This is a genomic window from Patescibacteria group bacterium (assembly GCA_026417895.1).
Lineage (GTDB): Bacteria > Patescibacteriota > Patescibacteriia > UBA2591 > CALHIP01 > CALHIP01.
The window spans coordinates 47,150-61,909 of record JAOACJ010000016.1 but is presented as its reverse complement, the minus strand read 5'-3'; the positions used below and the strand labels follow the sequence as shown (position 1 = coordinate 61,909).

Genomic DNA, 14,760 nt, shown 5'->3' with positions numbered 1-14,760 from the left:
TAGAATAAATAAGAAGATATCAATTTATCAACAAAATCCCCAAGTTTAATACTATTATAAATAACTAATAAAATAATAAATTATGAAAGGAACTTTCTTACAAAAAAATTTAATTAAAGGGTTAGAAAAGGTTTTTCACCTAGCTAGTATAAGTAAATCGTCTTTACCAATTTTAGGCAACGTCCTTTTAAAAATAGAAAAAGGGTTACTTTATCTTGTTTCAACAGATTTAGAAATAGCTATTGAAACTTTTATTGGTGGAAAAATAGAAAAAGAAGGTTCTTTCACTGTTCCAGCTTCTTTGCTTTTTTCCCATGTAAATTTTTTACCTAACGAGCCGGTAACAATTGAAGTAACTAAAGATGAACTTTTTTTAAAATATAAAAACGGTGAAACAAAAATAAAAGGACTATCAAGTGAAGATTTTCCAATTTTGCCTAAAATAGAAAAAGAAGAAAAATACCTCCTTTCCGGGCAAGATTTAAAAAAATCAATTCAGCAAACCATCTCTTCTTGCAATCCGTCAGAAACCAGACCAGAAATTAGTGGCCTCTTATTTTCTTTTTCTCCTGAATCACAAACCTTAACCATTGTTGGAACTGACAGTTATCGATTAGCAGAAAAAAAGATAACTCTAGGAAAATCAACAACCAGCCAAAGGTCTAAAAAAATCATTGTTCCACTCAAAACCCTTCAAGAATTTTTAAGAATTTTTAATTCGTCGGCTGAAAAGAAAGAAAACGAAGTAGAAATTTTTCTTTCTGAAAATCAAATTCTGTTTTATTTTCAAGAAACTAAACTTATTTCTCGAATTATTCAAGCCGAATTTCCTAACTATCAAGAAATTATTCCTAGAAATTTTAGAACAAAAGCAATTCTAGAAAGAGAATTATTAATTAAAACTATCAAAGGGATTGCTCCCTTTTCCAAAACCGGTATCAATGATATTTCTTTTGAATTTCTTCCTAATAAATCAGCAATTATCCTCTCTTCTTTAAACAATCAAGTTGGAGAAAGTAGGGTTGAGGTCAAAGGTGAAGTTTCTGGTGAAAAAAACAGTTTGGCCTTTAACTATCACTATCTTTTAGACGGTCTAACCAGTTTCACAACGCCAGAATTTTCTTTTGAAATAATTGACGACAGTTCACCAAGTGTCATTAAACCATTTCCTGAAGAAAACTTTCTTTATCTGATTATGCCGATTAAAGCTTAGGGATCACTTAAACCCTTCTCTATATCTCTATATATGACCAGAAAAATGGAAAGTGTTGACGAATTGATCAAAAGAATTTTTGGCCAGATTATTTTAGAAAATTTTGAAACTCCAAATGGCTGTCTAGTAACAGTTGATAAAGTTGAGACATTGAAAAATCTTCAGGAAACAAAAATTTATTTGAAAATTTTCCCAACTGAAAAAGAAAGAAAAATTTTTGAACTACTTCAATTGAAAACCGGTCTTTTTCAAAAAGAATTGGCTCAAAGACTTTCCTTTCATTCTTTACCAAAAATAAAACTCCTCCTTAGTTGAAGAGGGTTGAATAATTTAATCTTTGATGATATAATTAGAAATAATATAACCGGATAATCGTCATCATTATTAAATAAATTTTTCGTTTTTCATTTTTAACTTTTAACTTATTATCATATGTACCTCGTCCCAACAGTCATCGAGAAATCTCAATTCGGGGAAAGGGCCTATGATATTTATTCTCGGCTTTTAAAAGAAAGAATTATTTTTCTTGGCGACGTAATCGACGATAATGTGGCTAATACTATTATTGCCCAACTCTTATTTTTAGAAAGCGAAGACAAAAACAAAGAAATTAAACTTTATATTAACAGTCCGGGTGGCAGTGTTACAGCCGGAATGGCTATTTATGATACGATGCGCTATGTTAAACCAGACGTGGCAACTATTTGTGTTGGTTTAGCTGGGAGTATGGCTGCTGTCTTGCTAGCAGCTGGCGCTAAAGGAAAAAGGTTTGCTTTACCAAACTCAGAAGTGATGCTTCACCAGGTGATGGGTGGAGCTGAGGGGCCGGCTCTTGATATAAAAATAAGAGCTGAACATATTTTAAAGATTAGGGAAAGAATTAATAAAATTCTCTCCTTTCACACCGGTCAACCCCTAGAGAAGATAGAGAAAGACACCGATCGAGAATTTTTTATGGATGCAGAGGAAGCAAAAAAATATGGTTTAATTGACCAGATAATTAAATAAAGAAAATTCATCTTTATTTTATATTTTTTCTTTCAAAAGCCGAGAAAGATCTCGGTTTTTAATTTTAATCATTCTCAATCAATATGATGAGTCAAAATTTTACATCAATCATTGTTTTGGCAAGCATTTTGATCGGAGCTGTTATTGGTTACTATTTTAGGAAATCAGTTGTTAGTCGACTTTTTGATAGTCTAGAAACAAAAGCCAGAGAGATTGAGGAGAAAGCCAGAAGAAGGGCCCAAGAAATTATTCTTGAGGCGAAAGAGGAGCAACTAGCGATGATTGAAAGGGTAAAAAAAGAAGAACAATTAAGAAAAAAAGATCTTAAAATTCTTGAAGAAAAACTAGAAAAAAGAAGGGCCCTATTTGATCAAAAGCTTCTTGAATTTGAGGAAGAGAAAATAAAATTAGCGGAAAAGGTAAAAAAAGTGGAAGAAATTAAGGAGCGTGTTCAGGCTTTAAACGATGAGGCAAATCTTCGTCTAGAAAAAATTTCTGGGCTTTCGAAAAAAGAAGCGAAAGAAATGCTTTTTGCACAGATAGAAAAAGAATTCCAGGAAGAAATTTTAAATCGAATCCGAAAAATGGAAAAAGAGGGGGCCAAAGAAATTGAGAAAAAAAGTCAAGAGCTATTGGTTCTAGCTATGGAAAGATACGCTTCAAGCGTCGCCCAAGAAAGAACCACTTCAACTATTGGACTACCTTCCGAAGAAATGAAAGGTCGAATTATTGGCCGAGAGGGGAGAAATATTAAAACTTTAGAACAATTGACCGGAGTGGAAATAATTATTGATGATACACCGGAAGTTATTACTATTTCCTGTTTCTCACCCTTGAGAAGAGAGTTGGCCAAGAGAACGTTGGAACGTTTAATTTTAGATGGTCGCATTCAACCAGCCAGAATTGAAAGGATTGTTGAAGAAGTTAAAAAAGAATTAGCTGAAGAAATAAAAGAGATTGGCGAAGAAACAGCTTTTAAAGTTGGCGTGGTTGGTCTTGATCCGAAATTACTGCAAATTTTAGGACGCTTAAAATACCGAACGAGTTATGGTCAGAACGTTCTTCAACATTCTGTTGAAGTAGCTAACCTTAGCGTCTTAATTGCTTCTGAACTTGGTCTTGATGAATCAGTTGTAAAAAAGGCCGGATTACTCCATGATATTGGTAAAGCCTTAGATCAAGAAACAACCGGGACCCATCCGGAAATTGGTAAAAAATTAGGCGAGAAATTTGGTTTGCCAGAAGAGGTCATTATTCCCATTGCCACCCATCATGAAGATTCGCCACCAACCCTAGAAGCAATTATTGTTAAAGTGGCTGATGCTATTTCTGGGGCGAGGCCCGGAGCGCGGGCTGATTCTTACGAAGAATATCTCAAAAGATTGGAAGATTTAGAAAAAACTGCTCTTTCTTTTCCAAACGTAGAAAAAGCCTATTGTCTTCAAGCTGGTCGAGAAATAAGAATTTTTGTCAATGCTCAAAAAATTGATGATTTAGAAGCAGGAAGGTTAGCCAAAGAAATAGCCAAAAAAATTGAAGCTGATCTTAAATACCCCGGCGAAATTAAAGTCACCGTCATTCGTGAGACAAGAATTACTGAATATGCCCGATAAATTAGAAAGAAGAATCTAGAAATAGAATCCAAAAATGTTTGATTTTGTGATATTGTAATGATAAAATATTAATATGATTAAGGTACTTTTCTTTGGTGATGTTGTTGGAAAAATTGGTCGACGAGCCCTGATTAGAATCTTGCCCAAATTGAAAAGAAAATTTAAACCGGACTTAATTTTGGCAAACGTAGAAAATCTAGCCCATGGTTTGGGTGTCACTAGAAAGACTTTACAAGAAATAAAGAATGCCGGTGTTGATTTTTTTACTTCCGGCAATCATATTTGGTCAAAGAAAGAGATCTTTGAAATTTTTAAAGACAAAGATTTGAAAGATAAAATTATTCGGCCAGCTAATTATCCACCTGAGACGCCCGGTTCAGGTGAAAAAATTATTAAAATTGGTCAAAATTTTATTTTAGTGATAAACTTGTTAGGTAGAGTTTTTTTGGAAATAGAAGCCGACTGTCCTTTTCGCAAGGCTGACGAGATCTTGGCTCGATTTTCTAACAAGAATTTAAATGCTATTATTGTAGACTTTCACGCTGAAGCAACCTCAGAAAAAGTTGCTTTAGGACACTATCTTGATGGCCGGGCAAGTGCTGTTTTGGGTACTCATACTCATATTGGCACTATTGATGCTCAAATTTTATCTTCTGGCACCGCTTTTTTATCAGACATTGGGATGGTTGGAGCAAAAAATTCCGTCATCGGTGTTGAGAAAAAAAATGTCTTAACTGCCTTTTTGAGCCAGATCCCTCAGAATTTTGAAATTCCGGAAAAAGGAGAAGCTATTATTAATGCTGTATTTCTTGCCATTGATCCAAAGACAAAAAAAGCCTCCTCTATTCAAAGGGTTGACCAAGAGATAAAAATAGATTAAAAAATAATTTTTAAATTTATGGCCAAAGAAAAAGAATTAAAAGACGAAAAAATTAAAGCCGCCGAAGAAGCAATTAAACAGATCAAAGAAAGATTTGGCGAAGGCTCAATTATGAGATTAGGAGAAGCTAAAAGAATGGAGGTGGAAACGGTTTCCACCGGCTGTCTCTCCTTGGACCTGGCTTTGGGAGTCGGTGGTGTACCACGCGGTCGGATCATTGAAATTTTCGGCGACGAAGCCTCAGGCAAGACGACACTTGCTCTTCATATTTTAGCGGAATTACAAAAACAAAAAGGAGTGGCAGCCTTTGTTGATGCCGAGCATGCTTTAGATCCAGAATATGCAAAAAAAATTGGTGTCAAAGTTGAAGATTTATTAATTTCTCAACCTGACACTGGCGAGCAAGCTTTAGAAATTGTCGAAACACTTGTTCGTTCAAATGCCGTTGACGCTATTGTTATTGACTCAGTAGCGGCTTTAACACCTAAAGCTGAAATTGAAGGCGAAATGGGCGATCAGTTTGTCGGTCTTCAAGCCAGGCTAATGAGTCAAGCCTTACGTAAGTTAGCCGGTATTGTTGCTAAGAGTAAAACAATTGTAATTTTTCTTAACCAAACACGGCAAAAAATCGGCATTATGTGGGGTTCTCCTACAACAACGACTGGCGGCACTGCTTTGAAATTTTATTCATCGGTGCGGATTGAATTAAAAAAAGTTGGACAGATTAAAAAAGGAGAACAAGTAATTGGTAATCGAGTCAAAGCGAAAGTCGTCAAGAATAAAGTTGCCCCACCTTTTAAAGGATGTGAATTTGATATTATTTATAATGAAGGCATTTCTCTGAGCGGTGATTTAATTGATTTAGGTTTGAATTATGGTCTTATAAAAAAATCTGGCAACACTTTTTCTTTTGGCGAAACAAAACTTGGTGTTGGCCGGGAAGGAGCGAGAGAATTTTTAAAAACCAATCCAAAATTAATTACAGAAATTCGTCAAGCTATTTTAGCAAAGGTGAAAGAATAATTTTTGAGACTTGAACCGTAAAAAAAGAGATAAAATTACCCAAATTTTAGATAATAGAATTTAGGAAGTCTATAATTAAATAATAGTTAATAAAAAGACGATTGTTTTTCGTCTTTTTTATTTTTCTATTTTTTTTGATTTTATTGTCATACCCCCAGCGTGAATCGAACACGCATCCTCAGCTTAGAAGGCTGATGCTCTATCCATTGAGCTATGGGGGCATTAAAAATTAAAAAATAAAAACTTTAATTTTATTTTAATAAAATTTTAACCTAAAAATTTATTTTTGTCAATTATTTGCCTATCGGCATGGATCGCATTTTCTCGTAAATCTCAACCAATTTTCTTGCCTGATTTTCAGCGGAAAATTTTTTGGCTAACTCCCGACCATTTTTTGAAAATTCTTGATAGAGTTTTTCGTCATTTAAAATTTCTAAGACTTTTTTAGCGAAAAGAACAGGGTCGTAGGGATAAACCGTAAAGCCATTTTTTCCATCAATCAACATTCCTTGATAAGACTCATCTTTCAAAGCAACAATCGGTAGGCCAAAATAACTTGCTTCAACAATAATCAAGCCCTGCGTATCAGTTAAAGAAGCAAAGAGAAAAAGATAGGCGTCGCGATAAAGTTTGACCACCTCTTCCCATAAAATTCGACCGGTAAAAATGACTTTTTTTTCTAAACCTAATTTTTTTGTTCTTTCTTTCAATTCTCTTTCTAAGTATCCTTCACCAACCAAGACTAAACAAACATCTTGTTTCTTTTTTCGAATTTCAGAAAAAGCCTCCAGAAGAAAGCCAACATTTTTTTCTTGAGTCAAGCGGCCAACGTAGAGTAAGATTTTGTGGTCTAAAGGAATATTAAATTTCCTTTTTGTTTCCGAATCTTTTTCTTGAACTTTTTCTAATCGTGTAAAATCAAGACCAGTTGGTAAAACAAAAATTGGCTTTTCCACACCATATTCCTCAAGTAATTTTTTCATTTTTTCTGAAGGAGCAATTAAAGCGGTACAACTATTGCCATAGATTTTTAAATAGAATTTCATTAAAATCGGCAAAATTTTATTTTCTCTAATCAACCAGTGTTTAGCATATTCAGGATAAAGCATGTGTGAGGTATAGAAAAGAGGAATTTTTAGTTTCTTAGCTACCAGCTTGGCTAAAATACCGGCCGAAAAGGGCGTGTGGGCGTGAGCGACGTCTAATTTTAAATTAACAATTTTTTTCACCGCCGCTGGTCCAAAAAACATCAACCGATTTTCTGGACTTTTCATTAAACGGAGAGAAGGGAAACGAAAAACATTTTTTTCTAGCCCTTCTCGGTCTGGATATTTTGGGCAAAAAACAAAAACTTCATGACCAAATTTTTCTAGCTCCTTTTTAAAAGTTTCCATAGAGATTTCAGTGCCAAAAGTAATTGGTAAATAAGTGTCGCTAAAAAAGCCAATTCGCATATTTTTTATTCTATCATATTTTTCTTTTTGACAAAAATTTAGTCTTTGTTATAATCTCAAATTATGTCGCTTAAAAAAGAAACTAAGAAAAAAATTAAAAAGGATTATGCCCTACATGAAAAAGATACCGGCTCAATTGAAGTTCAGGTTGGTCTTTTAACTCAAGAAATTAAAGAATTAGTCCGCCATTTAACAACTCATAAACATGACTTTTCCTCAAAAAGAGGTTTATTGCGAAAGGTAGCTCAACGCCGAAAACTCTTGCGTTATTTAGAAAAAACCGACCCAGAAAGTTATGAAAAAATTATTAAAAAAATAAGAGGCAAATAAAATTTAATTTCCATATGATTCTTAATTATAAATTTCAAAGAGTCGGTCTTTTTATTGATACACAAAATATTTATCATTCGGCGAAAAATTTATATGGAGCGAGAGTCAATTTTCGGAAAATTTTAGAAGAAGGTAGTAGGGGTAGACAACTAATCAGGGCAATTGCCTATGTTATTCGTTCAAAGTCTTTTGAAGAAGAAAGTTTTTTTGAGGCTTTAGCCAAACAAGGTTTTGAAATAAAGCTGAAAGATTTACAGATATTTTATGGTGGGGCAAAAAAAGCCGATTGGGACGTTGGTATTGCCATTGATGCGGTGAAATTGGCCGAAAAAATTGATGTCGTAGTTTTAGTCACCGGTGATGGTGATTTTGTTCCCCTGGTTAATTATTTAAAAGAAAACAAAGGTTGTCGGGTAGAAGTGATGGCTTTTAAAGAAACGACTTCAGCCAAACTAATTGAAATGGCTGACGAATTTATTGATTTATCTCAACAAAAAAGAAAATTTCTAATTAGAAAATATGAATAGAAACTTCTATGGAAGAAAAAATTTTTACCACAGAAATCGGTGGAAGAAAATTAATCGTTAAAACTGGAGCATTAGCTAACCAAGCCAATGGTTCGGTTATTGTTCAATACGGCGAAACAACGGTCTTAGCTACGGCTGTTATGGGCGAAGAGCGGGGTGAGTTGGATTATTTTCCTTTAACCGTTGACTACGAAGAGAGATTTTATGCTGCCGGTAAAATTAAAGGTTCCCGTTTTATTAAAAGAGAGACACGGCCGCCCGACGAAGCTATTTTAGCCGGTCGGCTGATCGATCGTTCTTTAAGACCCTTGTTTAATCAGGATTTGCGTCGTGAAGTTCAAATTATCACTACCGTTCTTTCTGTTGATCAAGAAAATGATCCTGACCTTGTTGCTCTTTATGCTGCTTCTTTGGCTTTGGCCATCTCTGATATTCCTTGGTCGGGGCCAGTGGCTGGTGTTCGTGTTGGTCAAATTAATCAAGAATTAGTTTTAAACCCTACCTATCAAGCTCGAGCCAAAAGTAATCTCGATTTAGTGGTTTGTAGTTTAGACCAAAAAATCATTATGATTGAGGCCAGTGCCCTAGAAGTTTCAGAAGAGGTGGTTCTTAAAGCTACTCAATTTAGTCTTAAACATAGTCGACGTCTAATTAAGTTTTTTCAAGAAATTCAGGAAAAAGTAGGAAAGCCTAAAAACTATTCTTGGTTAAAAGAATTAACCGCCGAAGAAAAGAAAGAGCAAGAGAAAATTGAAAAAATTGTTCGTGACTTTTCCCAAAAAGAGATACCAAAATATTTATTTCAAAAAAAATTAGCAAGCAAAGAAGAAAGAATTGCTGCTGTCGAAAAAATTCGTCGCGAGTTAGATGAAATTTTGATTAAAAAAAATATTGGCAAAGAAAAAAGAGAAAAAGCGATTGAACAAGTTAACAAATCAATTTACACGGCGATTAGTCAATCAATTCTCGATAAAGAAAAAAGAATTGATGGACGAGGATTGGATGAAATTCGTCCTCTTTTTGCCAAAGTAGGAGTTTTGCCCCGTGTTCACGGCTCAGCTCTTTTTCAGCGCGGTGAAACTCAAGTTCTTGCCACGGTGACCTTGGGGGCGCCGGGCATGGAACAGTATTTAGATACCATGGAAGAATCAGGCCGGAAACGTTTTATGCATCATTACAATTTTCCACCCTTTTCGGCTGGCGAAGTAGCTCCTTTACGAACAACTGGTCGAAGAGAAACCGGTCATAGTATGTTAGTTGAAAAAGGTCTTTTGGCCGTAATGCCCGATCAAGAAACTTTTCCTTATACCATTCGCGTTGTCTCAGAAGTTTTGTCTTCTAATGGTTCGACCTCTATGGCTTCAGCTTGTGCTTCTTGTTTAGCTTTAATGGATGCTGGTGTACCAATCAAAAGACCAGTAGCTGGTATTGCTGTTGGTTTAAGTTCAGAAGAAGAGAATGGAAATTTTAAAAGATTTAAAACCTTTATTGACCTTCAGGATTTAGAAGATGGGCCAGGTGGGATGGATTTTAAAGTGATTGGCACAAGAGAGGGTATTACCGCCATTCAGATGGATACTAAAACAAAAGGACTTTCTTTTGAAATTACTAAAGAGGCTTTAGAAAAAGCAAAAATTGGTCGAAATAAAATTCTTGATTTTATGAATTCAATTTTAACCTCGCCTCGGCAAGAACTTTCTCCTTTTGCGCCTAAGATTATTGCTTTTCGCATTGAACCAGAGAAGATTCGTAATATTATTGGTCCGAAAGGTAAGGTTATTAACGAGATTGTCGCTCAAACCGGCGTTACTATTGACATTGAAAATGACGGGCTGGTAATCGTCACCTCTCCTTCTCAAGAGGCTTTGATTAAAGCCCGTGATTGGATTAATGATTTAACCAAAGAGATAAAGGTTGGTGAAATTTTTCGGGCAAAAATTACACGAATTGTCGATTTTGGTGCTTTTGTTGAACTCTTTTCCGGCGAATCAGGATTGATTCATATTTCAGAAATTGCCCCCTTCCGTGTCAAAAATATAAATGATATTTTAGAAGTAGGGGAGATTATTCCGGTTAAATTGATTAAAATTGATGAAATGGGCCGATTGAGTTTTTCTTTGAAGCGAATAGCTGATAAATCTTTTTATCGAAAAAAAGGTTTTTTATGAAAATCTCTTTTCGTTATTTTGTTCTATATTTGATTAAAATTTATCAGCAATACTTTTCTCCTGAGAGAGGTTATTTTTCTCTTCTGCATCCATTTCCTGGCATCTGTAAATTTAGACCAACTTGTTCAGAATATGCCGCTCAAGCCATAGAAAAACATGGCTTTTTGAAAGGTTTATTTAAAACCATTATCAGAATTTTAAGATGTCATCCTTTTTCAAAAGGAGGTTGGGATCCGGTTAAATAAAAAAAATAAAAGAAAATAAATTAAAAATTTATGTCTCCTCAACGGACTTATCAACCAAAAGTAAGAAGAAGAAAAAGAGTTCACGGTTTCTTAAAAAGAATGAGAACAAAAGCGGGACGGAATGTTCTAAAAAGAAGAAGAATGAAAAAGAGGAAAAGGTTAACTGTTTGAAAAATCTGATTGATCTGAATAGTTAGTCAATTCAATTTTTATGTTGCCAAAAAAATATCGACTGGTCAAAGAAAAGGATTTTAAAATTTTAGCTAAACAAGGTCAACCTTTTTTTACTAAAGAATTAGGATTAAAATATTTGAAAAACAATTTTAAATTTTCTCGTTTTGGCCTAGTGGTGGCCAATAAAATTGACAAAAGATCAACTGTTAGGAATAAAATTAAAAGGAGGTTGCGTGAAATTATTTATCAAGATTTAAATAAAATAAAAAAAGGTTTTGATATTATAATTTTAACCAAACCAGAAATCAAAAACCTTGATTTTTGGTCAATGAAAGAAAGATTAGAGAAATTGCTAAAAAGGGCAAAACTTTTAGAAAGAAATAACACCTCAAATAATGTATAGACTCTAATCTAAATAGTATAGTCTTACCTGTGGATAACTTTTCTTGACCTCTTATTTATAAAGTGTTATCTTTCTTCTATCTTAAATATTTAGAACCACGGTTTTTTTATTATTTTTTAATAATTTTGCGTGGTTTTTGTGTTTATTAAGACCTTTTAAAGATTCTTTATGTTTAAAAATTTCTTAAAAGAAATTGAGGAGAGATTAAAAAAACAAAAAACAGAATTAGAAGCTCAGCTAGAGAAATTGGGTGAAAGAAGTAAAAGATTTGGTAATGGCTTTGAAGTGGACTTTCCTGATTTTGGTGATAAAGAAGATGAGATGGCCGACGAGGTTTCTGCTTTCGGTGATCGGCTTTCTTTGGGAAGTAGTCTAGAGAAAAGTTTAGAAGAGGTTAATCTTGCCCTAGAGAAAATTAAAAAAGGAACCTATGGAATTTGTGAAAAATGTGGTCAAAAAATTGATGAAAAGAGATTAAGAGCGTTGCCGACAGCGAAATATTGTTTAACCTGTAAAAAATAAAATGAAAAAGGAAAAATATTTTCTTATTTTCTTTCTTCTTTTTTTTATTTTAGAACGCTTGATTAAAAATATTCTTTTAATAAAAAAAGAATATTTATTTTTTAAATTAATCCCTAATCCTTACTTTCTCTTTTTTTTCAAGGGAGATATTTTTTATTTTCTTGTTTTGATGATTTTTTTTCTTCTCATTTTTTTGCTTATCAAAAGTTTCAAAAATAAAAAATACCATCTTTCTTATTTTCTTTCTTCTGTTTTTATTGGTGGTTTGAGTAATTTCTTGGATCGCCTTCTCTACGGTTTTGTCATTGATTACTTTAACTTTTTCTCTGTTTTTAGTTTCAATTTTTCTGATATAATGATTCTACTGGGCACAATTTTATTCATTATAAAATCATTTAAACCAGACAAGATAAACAACCTTGACCCTTAGCATACTCTATCTCTATGTTAGTTAAAATTCTTTCTGGCGTTACTATTGGTCTTTCCTCCAAAATTGTTGAAGTTGAGGTTGATCTTTCCACTGGCTTTCCTGGTTTAGAAATTATTGGTTTAGCAGATAAGGCAATTGAAGAAGCAAAAGAAAGAGTAAAATTAGCTATTAAAAACTCTGGTCTTAAATTTCCCCATCAAAAAAGACTAGTGATTAACTTAGCTCCAGCCGATTTGAAAAAAGAAGGGCCAATTTATGATTTACCAATTGCCTTGGGGATTCTCATTGCTTCTCAACAAATTCCTTTTAATTTATTTCCTCAGAACTATCTCTTTTTAGGTGAACTTTCTTTAAACGGTGACTTAAAACATAGTAAAGGGGTTTTACCTCTTGCTCTTTTAGTTAAAGAAAAAGGATTAGAAGGCATCTTTTTGCCACGGGCTAATTTACAAGAAGCAAATTTGGTTGAAGGTGTTAGAATCTTCCCCCTTCGTTCATTAAAAGAATTTTTAGCCCATCTTTCCGGCGCTTCTCCTTTAAAACCAATCATTGGTCAAGGAATAGATATTAAAGAGGAGAAATATGAGGTTGATATGGCTTATATTAAAGGTCAAGAGCAAGTTAAGAGAGCGCTGGAAATTGTTGCCGCTGGTGGTCACAATCTTCTCATGTCCGGTCCGCCTGGGGCCGGTAAAACTCTTTTAGCCAAAACCATACCCTCAATTTTGCCAAAGATGACAAGAGAGGAGATTTTAGAAGTGAGTAAAATTTATTCGATTGCTGGTTTACTTTCAGAAGAGAAGCCATTTATTACTACTCGACCATTTCGTTCGCCCCATCATACCGTTTCCGAAACTGCTTTAATTGGCGGCGGCTCGACACCTCGGCCCGGTGAAATCAGTTTAGCTCATCGCGGCGTTTTGTTTCTTGACGAATTACCAGAATTTTCTCGCCATGTTTTAGAAAGCCTTCGTCAGCCCTTAGAAGATGGGGTTGTCACAATTTCTCGCGTCAAAGGTTCATTAACTTTTCCGGCTAATTTTATTTTTATTGCCTCAGAAAATCCTTGTCCTTGTGGTTATTATGGCGACCCAAATAAACCCTGTCTCTGTTCGCCGGCACAAATTATTAAATATCATAAAAAAATTTCTGGCCCACTTCTAGACAGAATTGATTTACACTTAGAAGTGCCTCGTTTAGGTCTAGAAAAGTTATTCGAAGAAAAGGTTGCAGAAAGTTCTCAAGAAATAAGGAAAAGAGTAGAAATGGCTAGAAATATTCAGAGAGAAAGATTTAAAAAAACAGATTTTCTAACCAATGCTGAAATGGGAGTAAGAGAAATCAAAAAATTTTGTCAAATTGACCAAGAAGGGGAAACATTACTTAAAGAGGCGGTTGAAAAATTTTTTCTCTCAGCTCGAGCTTATTACCGCATTCTTAAGGTCGCTCGGACAATTGCTGATTTAGCCCAAAAAGAAAAAATTGCCCCATCTCACATAGCCGAAGCAATTCAATATCGCGTTAGATCAGAAAGAGAAGTTATTTGATTTATTTTAAATAGATATAACCATTGATTCGCCAATCATCTTTTTTTATTTCTCTTTTATTAACCTTCCAAGGACCCAAATGATTCATTTCCGAAATAATAATTGAATCTTCGCCCACTTCTTCAACAATACCGACATGGCCATACCAAGTTTCACGGAGTGAAACAATGGCACCCTTGACTGGTTCAAGGCCAGTAGAAAAGCCAAATTTTTTTGCATTAGCTAACCAACTTTTGGCATGACCAGACCAGGGAATACAGTACTTTTGTGCCACATACCAGGTACATTGTCCAGGATAAAAATCTCGACAATTAGTTCCCTCTCTTGTTCTTTGACCTAATTGACCGGGCCATAATTTGTCTCGAACAGACCTTGTCACTGTTCTTGGTATAACTGGTGGTGGAATTTTACCTTCAGGAATAATAATGATTTCGCCAGCAACTAATGGTTTTTCTTCTAAATCATTAAAGCTAATAATATCTTCTTGATTTGCTTTATAATAACGAGCAATTTTTTCAATTGTTTCTCCTCTTTTGACTTGATGAGAGACACCAGAAATAGGTAAAATTTTCAAGATCTGGCCTGGCCTAATAATTGAACGAGGGGTTAATTTATTTTCCCATAAAATTGTATTAACACTAACCTCAAAATCTTCGGCAATAGAAGAAATTGTGTCGCCAGGTTGGACAATATATTTTTCTATTTCTGTTCGCGTTGGCACAAAGTCTCGTTCAAAGGTAAAATTTGGTATTAAAACCGATTCCTCATCTTCAACTGTTGCGATTTTAAAATCAGGCGAAGTAGCCTCATTCTCTTCTGTTTCTTTGGCGAAAGAAACAGAAGCCTGAACAGACAACATTTTTTCGGGTATTATTTTCTGTTCAGAGATAATAAAAACAAAAACAAAAATCAAAAAAATTAAAATTATTTTTGACTGAAAGTGAGAGACAAACGAAAATAGCTTATCCTGGTAGTGGAAATTCAAAGAGACCTCTTTAATTAATTTCTTTGTTTTTAAATATAAGGAAAAGAAAAGAGACAAAATAATTTTTGCCAAAAAGAAAAGAAAATTTGTAAAGCCCTGAAGGGTTTTTTCTAAAAACCAAAAGATGAAAAAGCCGATCTTTTTAAAAAGATTAACCAGTCGAAGGATAAAATTGATTTTAATTTTAAGAAATAGTTCAGATCTCATTATTTTTGCATAAAAAATAGCTTTTTAAGCT

General features: G+C 34.1%; 17 protein-coding genes and 1 tRNA gene. 15 read left to right on the top strand and 3 right to left on the bottom strand.

Features of this window, described 5'->3' with window-relative positions:
• Positions 1 to 82: 82 nt before the first annotated feature.
• The 6 genes from dnaN (at position 83) to recA (ending at position 5,737) form a co-directional block, all read left to right on the top strand.
• Entirely contained in the window at positions 83 to 1,213 is a 1,131-nt protein-coding gene (gene dnaN / locus N2259_03085; GenBank protein MCX7779196.1) for a DNA polymerase III subunit beta, read from the top strand.
• Positions 1,214 to 1,246: 33 nt separating this feature from the next.
• Positions 1,247 to 1,528: a ribosome-binding factor A gene (locus N2259_03080; GenBank protein MCX7779195.1), complete on the top strand. Its 282-nt coding sequence runs from the start codon at positions 1,247 to 1,249 to the stop codon at positions 1,526 to 1,528.
• Positions 1,529 to 1,645: 117 nt separating this feature from the next.
• Positions 1,646 to 2,221, top strand: coding sequence for an ATP-dependent Clp endopeptidase proteolytic subunit ClpP (gene clpP, locus N2259_03075; GenBank protein ID MCX7779194.1), 576 nt, complete (start codon positions 1,646 to 1,648; stop codon positions 2,219 to 2,221).
• 86 nt (positions 2,222 to 2,307) lie between these two features.
• On the top strand, positions 2,308 to 3,834 hold the full coding sequence (gene rny, locus N2259_03070) for a ribonuclease Y (GenBank protein MCX7779193.1): 1,527 nt from the start codon (positions 2,308 to 2,310) through the stop codon (positions 3,832 to 3,834).
• A 76-nt stretch (positions 3,835 to 3,910) separates the two neighbouring features.
• The gene (locus tag N2259_03065; GenBank protein MCX7779192.1) at positions 3,911 to 4,714 is read left to right on the top strand and encodes a TIGR00282 family metallophosphoesterase; all 804 of its coding nucleotides are present in this window, start codon (positions 3,911 to 3,913) and stop codon (positions 4,712 to 4,714) included.
• 18 nt (positions 4,715 to 4,732) lie between these two features.
• Positions 4,733 to 5,737: a recombinase RecA gene (recA, locus tag N2259_03060; GenBank protein MCX7779191.1), complete on the top strand. Its 1,005-nt coding sequence runs from the start codon at positions 4,733 to 4,735 to the stop codon at positions 5,735 to 5,737.
• A gap of 149 nt (positions 5,738 to 5,886) precedes the next feature.
• Here the strand turns inward: recA and N2259_03055 are convergent.
• Positions 5,887 to 5,958: transfer RNA gene (locus N2259_03055), tRNA-Arg, on the bottom strand.
• A gap of 72 nt (positions 5,959 to 6,030) precedes the next feature.
• Positions 6,031 to 7,191: a glycosyltransferase gene (locus N2259_03050; GenBank protein MCX7779190.1), complete on the bottom strand. Its 1,161-nt coding sequence runs from the start codon at positions 7,189 to 7,191 to the stop codon at positions 6,031 to 6,033.
• 63 nt (positions 7,192 to 7,254) lie between these two features.
• Between N2259_03050 and rpsO the strand changes: the two genes are divergently transcribed.
• The 9 genes from rpsO to N2259_03005 all read left to right on the top strand — a co-directional run bounded on the left by rpsO (position 7,255) and on the right by N2259_03005 (position 13,537).
• Positions 7,255 to 7,521, top strand: a complete 267-nt coding sequence (gene rpsO, locus N2259_03045) for a 30S ribosomal protein S15 (GenBank protein MCX7779189.1) — start codon at positions 7,255 to 7,257, stop codon at positions 7,519 to 7,521.
• Positions 7,522 to 7,535: 14 nt separating this feature from the next.
• Positions 7,536 to 8,048 (top strand): NYN domain-containing protein, encoded by a 513-nt coding sequence (locus tag N2259_03040; GenBank protein ID MCX7779188.1) that lies wholly within the window; start codon positions 7,536 to 7,538, stop codon positions 8,046 to 8,048.
• A gap of 8 nt (positions 8,049 to 8,056) precedes the next feature.
• Positions 8,057 to 10,216 carry a polyribonucleotide nucleotidyltransferase gene (pnp, locus tag N2259_03035; GenBank protein ID MCX7779187.1) on the top strand — a complete coding sequence of 720 codons (2,160 nt, stop codon included), beginning with the start codon at positions 8,057 to 8,059 and terminating at the stop codon, positions 10,214 to 10,216.
• A complete protein-coding gene (gene yidD, locus N2259_03030) occupies positions 10,213 to 10,461 on the top strand; it encodes a membrane protein insertion efficiency factor YidD (protein MCX7779186.1) in 249 nt (82 codons plus the stop codon). Before pnp ends, yidD begins: the two co-directional genes overlap by 4 nt.
• A 30-nt stretch (positions 10,462 to 10,491) precedes the next feature.
• The gene (rpmH, locus tag N2259_03025; GenBank protein MCX7779185.1) at positions 10,492 to 10,632 is read left to right on the top strand and encodes a 50S ribosomal protein L34; all 141 of its coding nucleotides are present in this window, start codon (positions 10,492 to 10,494) and stop codon (positions 10,630 to 10,632) included.
• Between the two features lie 40 nt (positions 10,633 to 10,672).
• On the top strand, positions 10,673 to 11,038 hold the full coding sequence (gene rnpA, locus N2259_03020; GenBank protein MCX7779184.1) for a ribonuclease P protein component: 366 nt from the start codon (positions 10,673 to 10,675) through the stop codon (positions 11,036 to 11,038).
• Between the two features lie 168 nt (positions 11,039 to 11,206).
• The gene (locus N2259_03015) at positions 11,207 to 11,560 is read left to right on the top strand and encodes a TraR/DksA C4-type zinc finger protein (GenBank protein MCX7779183.1); all 354 of its coding nucleotides are present in this window, start codon (positions 11,207 to 11,209) and stop codon (positions 11,558 to 11,560) included.
• Between the two features lies 1 nt (position 11,561).
• Positions 11,562 to 11,990 (top strand): signal peptidase II, encoded by a 429-nt coding sequence (locus tag N2259_03010; protein ID MCX7779182.1) that lies wholly within the window; start codon positions 11,562 to 11,564, stop codon positions 11,988 to 11,990.
• 14 nt (positions 11,991 to 12,004) lie between these two features.
• Positions 12,005 to 13,537, top strand: a complete 1,533-nt coding sequence (locus tag N2259_03005; GenBank protein MCX7779181.1) for a YifB family Mg chelatase-like AAA ATPase — start codon at positions 12,005 to 12,007, stop codon at positions 13,535 to 13,537.
• Between the two features lies 1 nt (position 13,538).
• Here N2259_03005 and N2259_03000 read toward each other — a convergent pair whose 3' ends face one another.
• Positions 13,539 to 14,729, bottom strand: a complete 1,191-nt coding sequence (locus tag N2259_03000) for a LysM peptidoglycan-binding domain-containing protein (protein MCX7779180.1) — start codon at positions 14,727 to 14,729, stop codon at positions 13,539 to 13,541.
• Positions 14,730 to 14,760 lie beyond the last annotated feature (31 nt).